We start from the raw sequence: 14542 nt of genomic DNA, 5'->3' as shown, positions 1-14542 counted from the left end.
ACCCGAAATCACGTAAATGACCGAGTTTGAAACTATGCAGCTTAGTTTTTTATGTGGGATGGGTCACTCGGTTTGTGTGGAAGAAATTGCAGGTGAAGCACGGTTTCTCTCTGCCCTCGATGGTCGCAGAATGTGAAAACAACCTATTCATTCACCTTTCGTTCACCCTATGTTCATGTTGCGCAATCAGTCTGTTACCGGATTCGACGAGGCAAACGTCGGGCAAGTATCGAGGAGAGTTGATATCCATGCGGACTTACCCCGCATCGACATCGCTCGGGCTCGCCGGAGTTGCCGGCGCAGTCAACGCGACGTAGTCGCTGAAGACGAACTACGAGCCGGTCGCTGAACCGGTGGGTTGCGCGAGTTGTGTCATGCCGACAGGGCGAACGACCCTGTTGCTCACTGTCAAATAACTAACAGGTCGCATCGCCGAGTGCCTAATGCGCTCGCCGTGGGGTGCGCCGCTGCCTGTTGACGGCCGATTTCGGCCGAAACCCGGTTAGGAATCGACAAAATCATGTCCAAACGTTCTATTTCCCATTTGTTCAAACGTGAAACGCCGGTTGCGTCCGTGGCCCGGACCGCAGGTACTGCAGGGCTCGTCCTTGCCGCCTTCGCCACCATTGCCTCTACCGGAGCCGCTGGATCGAACGCTGCGCCTGCCGTGCAGAGCCCTGAAATCGCGCTTGTGGCGCATTCGCTGCCCGCGCCGATTGCCAAGCCCGCGCCCCTGCCTGCGCCGATTGTGCCGCTGTACCCGGACAACCTGGACGGCTGGATCCGTCAGGCGCTGGACATCCTCCATGCGCACAACATCCCGGCGAGTTACGACGGCATCATGCGCAACGTCATGCGCGAGTCGACCGGCAACCCGCGCGCCATCAACCTCTACGACTCGAACGCTGCGGCGGGCATCCCGTCCAAGGGTTTACTGCAGGTCATCGACCCGACTTTTGCTGCCTACCACGTCGAGGGCACGTCGTTCGACATCTACGACCCGGTCGCCAACATCGCAGCGGCCTGCAACTACGCCGCCCACCGGTACGGCTCGATGGACAACGTCAACTCGTCCTACTGATCGTCGGGCGGCGGGCGGTTCGCGACGAGCGGGAATTCACCGGTGTAGCCGATCCGCTCCTGCGCGACCGTCAGCACTCTGGCGCGCACCAGGAACCAGCCGCCGATCAGCGCCGGGATGATGACGACCAAGGTCGCAACGGTCCAGGTGCCGATCGGATGGTCGAACGCCATCAGTACCAGGACGGCGAACAGAAACGCCAGCGTCGCGTATCCGGTGTAGGGCGACCCCCACAAGCGGAACTTCGGCCGGTCCAGAATTCCCTTCTGTGACCAGCGATAAAGCTGGATCTGACAGATCACGATCGTTCCCCACGACGCGATGATGCCCAACGCGGCCATGTTGAGCACGATCTCGAAGGCTTCGCCTGGCACCCATGCGTTGAGCCCGACGCCGAACAGCGTGATAAGCCCGGTCAGCAGGATGCCGCCGTAGGGGACACCGTTGCTCGACATCCTGCCGGTGAACTTGGGCGCGCTCCCGTTCATCGCCATCGACCGGAGGATGCGACCCGTCGAGTACAGGCCTGCGTTGAGGCTGGACAGCGCCGCCGTGACGACGACGAGATTCATGATCGAGCCTGCGCCGTCGACGCCGATCTTCGAGAAGAACGTGACGAACGGGCTCTCGCCGGCCTTGTATGCGGTGTAGGGGAGTAGCAACGCGAGCAGCACCAGCGATCCGACGTAGAACACTGCGATACGCGCAATCACCGAGTTGATGGCGCGGGGCATGATCTTTTCCGGATTCGCCGTCTCGCCCGCCGCTGTGCCCACCAGTTCGACTGCGGCATAGGCGAATACGACGCCAGATGTGACGATCACCAGCGGAAACAGCCCGGTCGGAAACAGGCCGCCTGCATTACCGATAACGCTGAAGCCGGTCGATTGATCCTCGATCTTGTAGCGGCCGCCGAGGAAGATAGTGCCCGCAACCAAAAAGGTCAGCAGCGCAACGACTTTCACCAGTGCGGCCCAGAATTCCAACTCGCCGAACAGCTTTACCGAAATCAAGTTCATGCTGAGGACGATGACCAACGCGATCAGCGCGATCACCCATTGCGGAATGGGTTGGAACGCGCCCCAGAAATGCATGTACGTTGCGATGGCCGTCGTGTCGACGATCGCCGTCATCGCCCAGTTCAGGAAGTACATCCACCCGGCGACGAATGCTGCCTTCTCGCCGAGGAATTCGCGCGCATAGGAAACGAACGAACCCGACGACGGTCGGTGGAGGACGAGTTCGCCGAGCGCCCGCAGGATGAGGAAAACGAAGATGCCGCAGAACGCATAGACGAGGAACAGTCCGGGACCGGCGTCGGCCAAACGCCCGCCTGCACCGAGGAACAGTCCGGTACCGATCGCGCCGCCGATCGCGATCATCTGCAATTGCCGCGGTTTCAGACCTTTGTGGTAACCCTCGTCCTCGTGCGAGAGCGCTGAATTGTCGTATCCCGTCTTCTCAGGAGCAGCCATGACGCGACCGTAGTAGTCGGCGGGGGCGAGTGGAAGAGTTTAGGAGAGATCTCGGAACGTGAAGGTGAAGCCGAAAATCGCAATCACCGCGGCGATGCCGTAGCCGATGATCGACAGCCATCCCGCGTGCTGATATGCGGTGACCGCGACGATCCCCATTGCAGCGAACACCATGAACATTCCGATTATCGGAGTTTTGGCCGGGTACTCGGTGCGCGCCATTTTCCACCTCGATCGAGTAGGAATGTCTCGTAAACCATCAGTGAATACCGGTCGCCGTCGAATCGCAACCACCTGTTGAAGCCGTAGTAGGGCAACAACTCTCGACCTGGAGTCCGGTAGTCGAAAGTTGCACGTTTCGGTCCGGCGCGGGCGTGCAGGGGTGACAATTGGGCATGTCGAATACATATCGCAGGCGCCCACTTCCGACCATATTGGCAGCACTCGCGGCGGTGGGATGTCTTGTCGCCGCCGGATGTTCGGGTAGCGACGACGACGAGGCGAGTACCTCGACAACAAGCAGTTCGGCGGCAACCGTCGACGGGAAAGATGCCCTGACACCGCTTATCGGCTCTGTGACGTTCCCGCCGGTGCCGTTCGAAGGGTCCGACGGCAAGAACCACCTCGTCTACGAGCTCTCGGTCACCAACTTCACCAGCGGGAAGGTGACAATCGACGGACTGAAGGTTCTCGACGCCGCATCGGGGAAAACAATCGACGACCTCGATGCCGCTCGACTGCATCAGCGAGTACAGCCCGCAGGCGAACGCGACAGCACGGACCATCTCGACGCCGGTCAATCGGCCACGATTTTCTTGCACGTGACGCTGGACAAGTCGGCGACGGTGCCGGAGAAGCTGGTCCATGAGGTCGCCGTGACTGCCGAAGCAGCACCTCCCGGCAAGAACTCGGTTACCGAGCGGCTCGGCGCGACCACGGTGGACAAGCGGACGCTGCCGGTGCTCGCCGCCCCGCTAGCGGGCGAGCGCTACATCGCGGCCGACGGATGCTGTGATGCGAGCAGGCACACGCGCGCGATCTTGCCGGTGAACGGGCAGACCTTCGTGGCTCAGCGGTATGCAATCGATTACGAGCAGGCCGACGAACAGAATCGGATCTACGTCGGAAACCCCACTGACCCCAAGAGCTACTTCATCTTCGGCAAGAATGTTCTCGCCTCGGCCGATGGCACTGTGGTTGGAACTCGCAACGATCTCCCCGAGCAGACGCCGGGTACTTTCCCCGCGGGAATCGGGATCGACGAGGCAGACGGCAACTTCGTCGTCCTCGATATCGGCGACGGCTTCTTCATCAACTACGCCCACATGCAGCCTGGCAGCGTGAAGCCGAAGCTCGGCGACAAGGTGAAGAAGGGCGACATACTCGGTCTCGTCGGCAATACCGGCAATTCCGTTGCGCCGCATCTGCATTTCCACGTCATGAACGGTCCGTCGCCGTTGGCCGCCCAGGGCTTGCCCTATCTGAACGCAAGCTTCTCGGTCACCGGGCAGGTCGCGAGTACCGCGGACTTCGACGCCGCCGAGGGGACAGGAATTCCGTTGGTGCTCTTACCGAATCGGCCCACGACCAAGCACACGGACCAGCTGATCATGGACCAGAACGTGGTGACCTTCGACTAGGTCAGTACAGCGGGTCGTGGCGAATGTTCTCGACGGGCGTGCCGCCGGCCATCAGCCGGAACTTCGTGGTCTGAATCATCGATGGTGCGCCTGCGATCTGGATATCTCGGTCGGCCCAGTCGCCGAGGCTTGCGACGACTCGGCCGATCTGGCCGGTCATCAACGTGCCCATGCCTGGACTGACTGCTTCGTAATCCTCCGCGACGTGCCACCAGGGATTGTGGGTGTTCTCGGTAACGGCGGTGACCGTCAGCCACGGGTTCTGCATCGAGAGGTCCCACAGCATGCCGAGGTCGTAGAGATCGCACGGATGGTGGCCACCGACGAACATATGGACCCGGCGGCTCGTCGTCCACTCGGCCATTGCAAGCACCTGGGCGCGCAGCGGGGCGATTCCGGTACCGCAGCCGATCAGGAGCATGTCCCGGGCGGGATTGGCTGGCACGCCCAGTGATCCGAGGGGCGCGCCGAGCAGCCATTCCTCGCCCACCTGAGTGTGGCTGACCATCGAGGGGCTGACCCAGCCGCCAGTGACGCCGCGGACGTGGAATTCGACGGTGAGGTCGTCGCTGGCCGGGGTCGCCGGCGACATGTAGCGCCACATGCGCGGCCGGGACGGGATCTGCACGCTCATGTACTGACCGGGTGTGTAGGGCATGGGCTCGTTGAGTTTCAGCTTGATAACTGCAAGGTTGCGGAGCACCTGCTTGGTCTCGATCACGGTGCCGCCCCACACTGCCGGCGCAGTGTCGGCATTAGCCGCACCGGTCATTGCCGAGGCGACGACGCCCAGCGCAACGTTCCATGCACGATCGACGTCGTCTGTCCACATTTCCGCGCCGGCGAAATTTCGGAGAGCCTTGATCAGACTGTTACCAACGGCGGTGTAGTGGGCGTCCTGGGTGCCGTACTTGCGGTGATCGCGACCCAGTTGAGCCAGATAGGGCAGCAGCGTGTCGGCGTCCTCGAGTCGATCGACGACGTAGGCGAGCGCGCGGACCAGTCGGTCGCGCTGCGTCTCCATCGCGGCTGGGAAGAAATCCCGAGCCTCGGGGTAGTCGGTGAAGAGTATCGAGTAAAAGGACCTGGTCAAGCGTTCGGGGCCGTCGTCGACCGCCGCAACCGCCTTGAAGGTGGTCCGGACCAGCGACACTGTTTGTGAATCCATTGCCGAACCCCATTCCGCTCTAGAGCACCCACATCGGGCCGAAGTGACAAGCGGTTCGTTCGGCCGCTACCACTTCCTGCGTACAGATATGGCAAACGCCATACCTACCGCAATAGTGTGACATATTCGTGACCTGACCGATACGCTATCGGTGTAACAAACCGGCCGGTCTATTCGGCAGGGGTTGTAATGCAGAGCGGAGTCAGCTAACGCACGATCGCACGCGCGCGAAACCGCCCTTGCTGTGGACAGCAAGGACGATGCAAGAGATTTGTTCACGAGCCCAATGTTGCTGGGGCAGTTCAGTGTTCGCCGACCGTCCAGAGCTGTTCGGTGATGTCGTGAAACACGACCAAGGCCAGCGGATCGTCTTTGCGCATCATGACCGACTCGCTTGCGACGGTCCGAACTATCGTTGCGTCGCTATGTCGAAGCGAGATCAAACGTCCCGAATGGCCACAGATGAGGCCGCCGCCTGCTGCACGAGGTGGTCGATCGTCCAGGACGGCGTCGATCGGTTGATCGGTCAGAATTCCCGATTCGTAGCCGAGCATCTGCTCGAATGCTGGATTGGCGTAGACGATTGTGCCGTCGTAGCGCACCGCAAGCGTCGCAACTGGTAGCCGATCGAGCAGGATGAGTGCGGGCAGCGCAGTGAGATACCCCTGCGCGGAGTCGGGAAGTGGAGCTCTCCGTTCGATCACAATGACGCTGGCCCTCTGCTGCAACGCGGACGTGGTGAATGTCGATGCTCGTTCAGCACCGATATCAAGTCAACCAGTCGTCTTGTTACAACTTTCGGGCAGGTCAGGGTCCTGCGGCGGCCAACAGTACTGTCGCATCATGGCAGCGCAGTGGGCGAAGACTGTTCGGGCGCTGGCGGATGGACGCGAGATCCGCTACTACGATTCAGAGCTGCGCGAGCGGTCGGCAACGGACACGCGCGACCTGGCGCCGGTCGAATCGCGTTCACACACAACGCTCGACGCTCTGACGGGGGAGTGGATCACTCACGCGACTCACCGCCAAACGCGCACTTTCCTACCGTCGACGGACCTGTGTCCTCTATGCCCATCGGTTTCTGGGCGCGCGACGGAGATTCCCGAACCCGACTACGAGGTCGTCGTGTTCGATAATCGGTTCTCCGCGTTTGCCGGTGGGCCAGGTCATTGCGACGTCGTGTGCTTCACCAGCGCCCACGACACCACATTTGCTGCCCTCGGACTTGCTCGGGCGCGCATGGTCGTCGACGTGTGGGCAGATCGCACCGCAGACCTCACCGCGCGTGACGGCGTTGCGCAAGTTTTCTGCTTCGAGAACCACGGCGAGGAAATCGGCGTCACGCTCAGCCATCCGCACGGCCAGATCTATGCCTACCCGTTCATCACGCCGCGTGCGGAGAAGATTCTCGTGAGCGCGGACCGGCACCGTCGCGAAACGGGGCGCGACCTGTTCGAGGACGTGCTTGCTCGTGAGCGTGACGACGAGAACCGGATCGTGGCGACCAACGACGAGTGGCTGGCGTTCGTGCCCGTGGCAGCCCGCTGGCCTTTCGAGGTCCAGCTGTTTCCGCGCCGCCGAGTCGCCGACATCCCCGACCTCGACGACAGCCAGCGCGACGGTTTCGCCGACCTTTACCTGGATATGTTGCAGCGGTTCGCGGCGCTCTTCGACGAGTCGATGCCCTACATCGCCGCGTGGAATCAGGCACCGGCCACGCACCGCGATGCGTGGTGGCTGCACATGCAGCTGTTCTCGATCCGGCGAGCTCCAGGAAAGTTGAAGTACCTGGCTGGGTCGGAATCCGCAATGGGTGCGTTCATCAACGACACCGACCCTGCGGCAGTCGCAGCACAATTGCGAGCGGCGCGGTGACGGGCACCTGGGCGGCGCCAGGCCGGTTGAACATCATCGGCGAGCACACCGACTACAACGACGGTTACGCGCTGCCGATCGCGTTGCCGCACGTCGTAACGTGCGAGGCGGCGGTCCGCAGCGACGACGTCGTCCGCGTCGAATCACGGCAGTACCCCGACGACGTTGTCTCCGTTCGCCTTCGAGACCTTGCACGCAACCCGATCCCCGGCTGGTCGCGCTATCCGCTCGGCGTGGTGCACCAGCTTCGCGACCGCCTGGCGACCGGACTGGACATACGGATCGACTCGAACGTGCCCGTCGGCGCCGGGTTGTCGTCGTCGGCCGCCGTGACCTGTGCAGTCGCCGTCGCCGCGCGCGACCTGGCCTGCCCGGACCTCACCGACGACGACCTGATCCGCATCACGAGCGCCGCGGAGAACGACTATGTCGGAGCGCCGACCGGAACCTTGGACCAATCCGCGTCATTGCTCTGCGCGGTCGGGCATGCGCTCTTCATCGACTTCGCTTCGGCGACGCGGTCGCAGGTGCCGTTCGACCTCGAGGCATCCGAGTTGGCGGTCCTGGTCGTCGACACGAACACTCCGCACACGCACGCCGATGGTGAATATGCCGACCGGCGGGCGCAATGTCGTTCTGCCGCGGCAGCTCTCGGCGTCAAGTCGTTGCGCGACGCGTCGTCTGTCGAGCAGCTCGACGACCGACTGCTCCGGCACCGCGCCAGGCACGTCGTGACAGAGAACGCCCGCGTAATGGCGGTCGTAGACGTCTTGCGGTCGGGGCGCGACCTTCGAGACATCGGCCCGGTTCTCACCGCGAGCCATGCCTCGCTTAGGGACGATTTCGATGTCTCGACGAAAGAGCTGAACCGAGCCGTCGAGACCGCGTTGGCCACCGGTGCGTACGGCGCACGAATGGTCGGCGGCGGCTTCGGCGGCAGCGTCATCGCCCTTGCGGATGCCGCCAACTGCGACACGATCGCCGACGCCATCACTCGCGAGTTTGCCGTGGCGGGCTTCCGCACACCGCGAACGTTCGTCGCCACGCCGTCGTCGGGAGCCCGCCGCGTCGGCTAGTCGATCGCGATTTCCGCGAGGTTCTTGCGCAGCAGCTTGCCGGTGGCGTTGCGAGGAAGCTCGTCGAGAAACACGACCTCGCGGGGAACCTTGTAGCGAGCGAGATTGTCCTTGACGTACTGCTTGATCTCTTCCGGGTCGCGATGCGAGTCCGGACCTGGAACGACGAAGGCGCGCAAGCGTTTTCCGAAGTCGCGATCGTCGACGCCGATGACTGCCGCTTCGTGCACGTCGGAGCGATCGGCAAGCAGGTTCTCGACCTCGAGCGGGAAGACGTTCTCGCCGCCGGAGACGATCATGTCGTCGTCGCGACCGTCGACGAACAGTAATCCGTCTGCGTCGAAGTGCCCGATGTCGCCGCTGGACATCAACCCGTCGATGACTTCCTTGTTGCGACCGTCGGTGTAACCACCGAAGCTGAGGCCGCTCGACACGAAGATCCGGCCGACTGCCCCGACCTTCGTCACGCGCTTGCCCTCGTCGTCGAACAGTACGACGCGGCACCCGACCGGCGGCTTCCCGACCGTGCCGGGCGCCTTCTTCAGTTCGGCCGGAGTCGCGACCGTCGCGACCGCGACCTCGGTCGAGCCATAGAGGTTGTACAGCACATCACCGAAGATGTCGGCGGTCCGCTTGCAGAGGTCGGGCGACAACGACGAGCCAGCGGCGAAGATGACCTTCAACGATGAGGTGTCGTACTTCGCGAGGATCTCGGGGCCGAGGTCGATCATGCGCTGCAACATCGTCGGGACGACGACCAGAGTGGATGCGCGGTGCTCCGCGATCCCGCGCAGTGTCTCCTCCGGATTGAATTTGCGCCTGAGGATGACGGTGTTGCCGAGCGCGATGCCGATGGTGAACTGAGAAAGGCCGGTCCCGTGGAAGATCGGAGCCGCCATGAACATCGTCTCGTTCGACGGTAGCGGGATGCGGTCGAGGAACTGCGCGGACTGCATCGGCGAAACACGATCGCGTGGTGCGCCTTTCGGCGTTCCCGTCGTTCCGCTCGTCAGGATCACCATGCCGCCCGGCTTGCCCGGCGCGCTGACCTTCTCGCGGGACTGCTTGCCGATCAGGTCGTAGATCGTCGGCGTTCGGGGGTCGGCGCCGTCGCTCTCGTCGACCCACGTGAGGAAGCGGGGGATCGAGCGCGGGATTGCGTCCAGGAGGCCGACGAACTCGCCGTCGTGCAGCACGGCCTTGACGCCTTCGCGTGCGGTGACGTCGGCGAACTGCGGCTTCGCGAACCCGGTGTTCATCATGACCAGCCGGGCGCCGATCTTGCCCGCTGCGACCATCGTCAACACGAGGCCGCGGTGATCACGGCACAGCGCCGCAATGACCGTTCCCTCGGTGATGCCCTCGGCCTGCAGGCCTCGCGCAAGTGCGCTGGACTGCTCGTCGAGATCTTTGAAGGTCAGCGTGCCGATTTCGTCGATGATCGCGGGCGCCGACGGATTGCGATGCGCCGCGTGCAGGACGACTCCGGCAAACGGTCCGTAGCGCATGACGTCGATCGACGAGCGAATGGCTTCGTCGAGGCGTAGCGGGTTGAAGAGCTTGCGTTTGCGCATGACCTCGACGCTCATGGCAAGGTCAGCGACCTTGCGGGCAGCATCGGTAGGTGACGGCAGAGAGATAGCCACGGGTGACCTCATTGTCATCGGTTAACGAATATCCGAAGACTAGCAGCGGCCGACGGCGCGCTAAACCTCCATGTCGACCAGTACCCGGCGCAGGAGTTTGCCGGTGGCGTTGCGGGGGAGTTCGTCGAGGAAGACGACGTCGCGCGGGACCTTGTAGCGGGCGAGGTTGTCGCGCACGTACAGCTTGATCTCGTCGACATCCCGCTTGGCGTCCGGTGTGGCAACGATGAACGCGCGCAAGCGTTTTCCGAATTCTGGGTCGTCGACGCCGACCACGGCGACGTCGTTGACATCCTCGCGTTCGGCGAGCAGGTTCTCGATTTCGAGCGGGAAGACGTTCTCGCCCCCGGACACGATCATGTCGTCGTCGCGCCCGTCGACGAACAGCAATCCGTCGTCGTCGAAATGGCCGACGTCGCCGCTGGACATGAAGCCGTCGATGATCTGCTTGTGCCTGCCGTCGGTGTAGCCCTCGAACGGTGACCCGCTGCGGACGAAGATTCGGCCGGCCTTGTTCTTCTCGGTCACACGCTTGCCCTCGTCGTCGAACAGCACGACCTCGCAGGTGATCGGCGACCGACCCGCGGTGCCCGGGGCTTTGCGCAGCTCAGCCGGCGTTGCGACCGTCGCGACGGCGACCTCGGTGGATCCGTACAGGTTGTAGAGGACATCGCCGAACGCATCCTGGAAACGGTTGCTCAGTTCGGGTGACAATGCGGAACCGGCGATCACGACGACCTTCAGTGACGACGTGTCGTACTTGCCGAGGATTTCGGGGCCCAGTTCGATCATGCGATGCAACATCGTCGGCACGGCGACCAGCATGGTGGCCTTCTGTTCGGCAATTGCCGCGACCGTCGCCTCGGCATTGAACCGCCGCCGCACAACGGTCTTGTTGTATAGCGCGGTCGTCACCAACCACGTTCCGAGGCCGGTGCTGTGGAAGATCGGAGAGACGATCATGACCGTCTCTTTGGTCGGGAACGGGATTCGGTCCACCATCTGCGCGGTCGCGAGCGGGGAGACCTTGTTGCGGGGTGCGCCTTTTGGCAATCCGGTCGTTCCACTGGTGAGGATCACGAAGCCGCCGACGGTCTTCGGCGCAGGTACCGGACCGACCGGCCGGCCCTTGATCAGTGACTCGATCGTGTGGGCGCCCTCGGGAACGGCGTCGTCCTCGTCGACCCAGGAAATGACGCGGGGCAGGTCGGCAGGAAGAGCATCGAGCAGGCCGAGGAATTCACTGTCGTGAACCATCGCCTTCACGCCTTCGCGTTCGACGACCGCCGCGAACTGCGGCTTTGCGAATCCGGTGTTCATCAGCACGAGGCGGATGCCCGCCTTGCCTGCCGCGACCATCGTCAACAACAAGCCGCGATGGTCGCGCGCGAGCACACCGACGCGTGAGCCTTCGGTGAGGCCGAGGCTGGCGAACCCGCGAGCGAGGGCACTCGACTGCTCGTCGAACTCGCGGTAGGTCAATTCGCCACGTTCGTCGGCGATGGCGGGGAGGTCCGGGTGCACGCGTGCGCCCTTGATGACGACCGCGGCTGCAGCACCGTAGGTTGCCGCGTTCTTCGCGGCCTGTAGCGCGATATCCAGCCGAAGCGGATCAACGACGCCGCTCTGTCGCAGCCTGTTCACCGCCACACCGGTCTCGCGAATCAGGTTGAGTGACTTCTTGATCGAGCGCAGGTCGCGTGTCATGGCACAACTTTCGTGATCGCTGGGCTGCTTTGCCCTTCACGCGCAGGGTAACAGGGGCGCACCACGACAGCCGAGAATCCCGCACAGCAAGGTGCCGTGCGGGATTCTCGGTACTGCTACTACTTCGGCTGAGTCCTATTTCAGCTGGGCGGAGCTCTTGCCGAGAATCCGGCGAGCGACGATCAGCTGCTGGATCTGCTGCGTGCCCTCGAAGATGTCGAGGATCTTGCTGTCGCGTGCCCACTTCTCGAGCAGCGTCCGCTCCGAGTAGCCAGTGGCGCCGGCCAGTTCGACAGCCTTCAGCGTGACGTCGGTGCCCATGCGGCCTGCCTTGGCCTTCGACATCGAAGCCTCGAGCGAGTTCGGCTTCTTGTTGTCGGCCATCCAGGTCGCGCGCAAGCACAGCAGGTACGCGGCTTCCCAGTCCGCCTCGAGGCGGATGTACTCCGCCGCTGCGGCGTGCTGGTTGTATGCCGGTGCGTCGTAGTCGATCTCGACGCCCGCGTCTTCGAGGATCTTGCGCAGCTCCTCCAGCGCGGCGCGGCCGACGCCGACCGCCATGCCTGCAACGAGGGGACGGGTGTTGTCGAACGTCTGCATGACGCCGGCAAAGCCCTTCTCCACGTTCACTTCCGGGCTGCCGAGGATGTTGTCCGCGGGGATGCGGCAATCCTGGAGCAGCAGCACAGCGGTGTCGGAGGCCTTGATGCCGAGCTTGTGCTCGAGCCGGGCGACCGACAGGCCGGGAGCGTCGCTCGGAACGACGAACGACTTGATCGCCGCACGGCCGAGGGACTTGTCGACCGACGCCCACACCACGATGTGGGTGGCGCGCTGACCAGCGGTGACGAAGATCTTCTCGCCGTTGAGGACCCACTCGTCGCCATCGCGCACGGCGGTGGTGGTGACGGCGGCCGAGTCGGAGCCGAAGCTCGGCTCGGTGATGGCCATTGCTGCCCACACCTTGCCGAAACGGGAAAGCTGCTCGTCGGTGGCAACCGCTGCGATCGCGGCATTGCCGAGGCCCTGGTAGGGGATCGACAGCATCAGGCCGACATCGCCCCAAGATGTTTCGAGGGCGTTGAGCAAGGCAGCCATGTTGCCGCCGTTGGAGTTACCGAGCAACTCCGTGGCGTGCTTTTTGTCTTCTTCTTCGGTGCTGCGACCGCCCGCTGCGCCACCGATGTCCTGGGTGCCGGAGTCGCCGAGGCCTTCGACCATGGCAGCCATGGTGTCGAGCTCGACCGGGTACTCGTGCTCACCGAGGTCGTACTTGCGCGAGATCGGCCGGAAGATTTCGGCAGCGACCTGATGCGCCTGGTTGGCTGAGAACTTCAGCTTCTTGGGTAGTTCCAGATTGATCATTGATTCAGTCCTTTGAGGGCAGCCGGGTCAGATCAGGACGATGCCCTCGGCGATGCCGATGGCTCGAAGGTCGCGGTACCAGCGCTCCACCGGATGTTCCTTGGTGTAGCCGTGACCGCCGAGCAGCTGGACGCCGTCGAGGCCGATCTGCATGCCCTTCTCGGATGCGAGGCGACGCGCGAGCGCGGCCTCGCGTGCGAACGAAAGTCCTTGCTCGGCACGCGAAGCGCCGCGCAGTGTGACCAGGCGAAGTCCGTCGAGCTCGATGGCGATGTTGGCCACCATGAATGCGACGGCCTGCCGATGGCTGATCGGCTCGCCGAACGCTTCGCGCTCGTTGACGTAAGGAATGACGTAGTCGAGCACGGCCTGGCTGGTGCCGACCGCGAGCGACGCCCAACCGAGGCGGGCGAGGCGGATGGCATCGGCGTATTCACCGGCGCGCTGATCGGCATCGCCGTCGCCGAGGATGGCAGCTTCGGTGACGGCAACGTCGTTGAGGATCAAGCGGCCGAGGCCTGCGGCGCGAACGCCCATGCTCGGATCAGCTTCGACGACAAGACCTTTGGCGCTGGCTTCGACGATGAAGAACGTCGGACGTCCGTCGAGCGCGGCTGCGATGATGAACAGTTCGCAGTCGGCAGCGGCGGGCACGAGGCTCTTGACACCGTTGAGCTTGTAACCGCTCGGCGAACGAACTGCCTTGGTCTGCAACGCGAACGGGTCGAAGAGTGCACGCGGCTCGGAGACGACGACCGCTGCGGCAGGCACGTTTTCGCCTGCGAACGAGGGGAGGTACGTCTTCTGCTGTGCGTCCGAACCCCACTGCGTCAGCGCGACCGCAACACCGTTCGGCGCGAGGATCGGCAGCGCCAGGCCCATGTCACCGTGGGCAAGTGCCTCGGCAACAAGGGAGTTCGTGACGGCGCCGCGCTCGCTTGCCGCTCCTTCGAACTCTTCGGGGACGTTGATCAGCGTGATGCCCAGTTCGGCCGCACGGGCGAGCAGGTCGTCCGGTGCCTTTGCGTTGTGGTCGGCGTCGTACGCGGCGGGACGCAGAATCTCGGCAGAGAATTCCTTCACCGTCTCGACGATCATCTTCTGCTCGTCGTCGGGAGTGAGGTCGAAGTAGTCGGCCTTCTTCGACGCGTTCTCGGGGAGCCGCTTCGGCTTGCTGCCGGTGCCCGACACGGCCTCGAAAGCGCGAGTAGCTGCGCCGAGGGTGCGGAATCCGGTCTTGGTGCCTTCGTAGGTAACTCGGTTGATGGGCTTGCGGAGGTTGTACTTCTCCGCCAGCTCGGAACCGGTGACTGTCGTCAGGGCCCGCATTGCGGCACCCATCCAGTCCCGCTTCGGGTGGTTGCTGAGGCTGACCGCGGAAGTATCGCGGGGCCTACGCTTCGTTGCGCTCTGCTTGCTCATGATCACCATTTTCTCGGCGTTGATCAGTGGTCGGTGACTATCTTACTCCAGAGTAAGGTACGGCGTCGATAGCAGTTCACCAAGGGT

At 63.3% G+C, this 14542-nt stretch carries 12 protein-coding genes; 4 read left to right on the top strand and 8 right to left on the bottom strand.

Annotation, left to right across the window (positions count from 1 at the left end):
* Nucleotides 1-520: 520 nt before the first annotated feature.
* Nucleotides 521-1081 (top strand): transglycosylase SLT domain-containing protein, encoded by a 561-nt coding sequence (locus tag FGL95_RS13165; protein WP_169587430.1) that lies wholly within the window; start codon nucleotides 521-523, stop codon nucleotides 1079-1081.
* Here the strand turns inward: FGL95_RS13165 and FGL95_RS13160 are convergent.
* Entirely contained in the window at nucleotides 1075-2556 is a 1482-nt protein-coding gene (locus FGL95_RS13160; protein WP_169587428.1) for an amino acid permease, read from the bottom strand. The two genes, FGL95_RS13165 and FGL95_RS13160, sit on opposite strands and share 7 nt — an antisense overlap.
* A 39-nt stretch (nucleotides 2557-2595) precedes the next feature.
* On the bottom strand, nucleotides 2596-2778 hold the full coding sequence (locus tag FGL95_RS13155) for a hypothetical protein (protein ID WP_169587426.1): 183 nt from the start codon (nucleotides 2776-2778) through the stop codon (nucleotides 2596-2598).
* Between the two features lie 173 nt (nucleotides 2779-2951).
* Between FGL95_RS13155 and FGL95_RS13150 the strand changes: the two genes are divergently transcribed.
* Nucleotides 2952-4196, top strand: coding sequence for a M23 family metallopeptidase (locus FGL95_RS13150; protein ID WP_169587424.1), 1245 nt, complete (start codon nucleotides 2952-2954; stop codon nucleotides 4194-4196).
* Between the two features lies 1 nt (nucleotide 4197).
* Here FGL95_RS13150 and FGL95_RS13145 read toward each other — a convergent pair whose 3' ends face one another.
* On the bottom strand, nucleotides 4198-5364 hold the full coding sequence (locus FGL95_RS13145) for a globin domain-containing protein (protein WP_169587422.1): 1167 nt from the start codon (nucleotides 5362-5364) through the stop codon (nucleotides 4198-4200).
* 302 nt (nucleotides 5365-5666) lie between these two features.
* Nucleotides 5667-6068 (bottom strand): PAS domain-containing protein, encoded by a 402-nt coding sequence (locus FGL95_RS13140; protein ID WP_206071828.1) that lies wholly within the window; start codon nucleotides 6066-6068, stop codon nucleotides 5667-5669.
* Between the two features lie 172 nt (nucleotides 6069-6240).
* Between FGL95_RS13140 and galT the strand changes: the two genes are divergently transcribed.
* A complete protein-coding gene (galT, locus tag FGL95_RS13135; protein ID WP_169588164.1) occupies nucleotides 6241-7239 on the top strand; it encodes a galactose-1-phosphate uridylyltransferase in 999 nt (332 codons plus the stop codon).
* Nucleotides 7236-8315, top strand: a complete 1080-nt coding sequence (galK, locus tag FGL95_RS13130; RefSeq protein WP_169587420.1) for a galactokinase — start codon at nucleotides 7236-7238, stop codon at nucleotides 8313-8315. The genes galT and galK overlap by 4 nt, the downstream gene beginning before the upstream one ends.
* Here galK and FGL95_RS13125 read toward each other — a convergent pair.
* From FGL95_RS13125 to FGL95_RS13110, 4 genes are all read right to left on the bottom strand, one after another.
* Nucleotides 8312-9973, bottom strand: a complete 1662-nt coding sequence (locus FGL95_RS13125) for an acyl-CoA synthetase (protein ID WP_169587418.1) — start codon at nucleotides 9971-9973, stop codon at nucleotides 8312-8314. The two genes, galK and FGL95_RS13125, sit on opposite strands and share 4 nt — an antisense overlap.
* Before the next feature lie 48 nt (nucleotides 9974-10021).
* Nucleotides 10022-11668, bottom strand: a complete 1647-nt coding sequence (locus FGL95_RS13120) for an acyl-CoA synthetase (RefSeq protein WP_169587416.1) — start codon at nucleotides 11666-11668, stop codon at nucleotides 10022-10024.
* Between the two features lie 135 nt (nucleotides 11669-11803).
* Nucleotides 11804-13033, bottom strand: coding sequence for an acyl-CoA dehydrogenase family protein (locus FGL95_RS13115; RefSeq protein WP_169587414.1), 1230 nt, complete (start codon nucleotides 13031-13033; stop codon nucleotides 11804-11806).
* Between the two features lie 27 nt (nucleotides 13034-13060).
* Nucleotides 13061-14461 (bottom strand): acyl-CoA dehydrogenase family protein, encoded by a 1401-nt coding sequence (locus tag FGL95_RS13110; RefSeq protein ID WP_420838050.1) that lies wholly within the window; start codon nucleotides 14459-14461, stop codon nucleotides 13061-13063.
* Nucleotides 14462-14542: the final 81 nt, after the last annotated feature.

It is taken from the genome of Antrihabitans stalactiti (genome assembly GCF_012932915.1).
GTDB classification, from domain to species: Bacteria; Actinomycetota; Actinomycetes; order Mycobacteriales; family Mycobacteriaceae; genus Antrihabitans; species Antrihabitans stalactiti.
Note: the sequence above shows the minus strand (reverse complement) of the source record. Positions and strands in the feature narration are given on the sequence as shown.

Bases quoted from the DNA above. Each gene is read 5' to 3' on its own strand.
- FGL95_RS13115 (WP_169587414.1), bottom strand. From the start codon at position 13,033: ATGATCAATCTGGAACTACCCAAGAAGCTGAAGTTCTCAGCCAACCAG.
- FGL95_RS13165 (WP_169587430.1), top strand. From the start codon at position 521: ATGTCCAAACGTTCTATTTCCCATTTGTTCAAACGTGAAACGCCGGTT.
- FGL95_RS13150 (WP_169587424.1), top strand. From the start codon at position 2,952: ATGTCGAATACATATCGCAGGCGCCCACTTCCGACCATATTGGCAGCA.
- FGL95_RS13145 (WP_169587422.1), bottom strand. From the start codon at position 5,364: ATGGATTCACAAACAGTGTCGCTGGTCCGGACCACCTTCAAGGCGGTT.
- FGL95_RS13160 (WP_169587428.1), bottom strand. From the start codon at position 2,556: ATGGCTGCTCCTGAGAAGACGGGATACGACAATTCAGCGCTCTCGCAC.
- FGL95_RS13120 (WP_169587416.1), bottom strand. From the start codon at position 11,668: ATGACACGCGACCTGCGCTCGATCAAGAAGTCACTCAACCTGATTCGC.
- FGL95_RS13125 (WP_169587418.1), bottom strand. From the start codon at position 9,973: ATGAGGTCACCCGTGGCTATCTCTCTGCCGTCACCTACCGATGCTGCC.
- FGL95_RS13155 (WP_169587426.1), bottom strand. From the start codon at position 2,778: ATGGCGCGCACCGAGTACCCGGCCAAAACTCCGATAATCGGAATGTTC.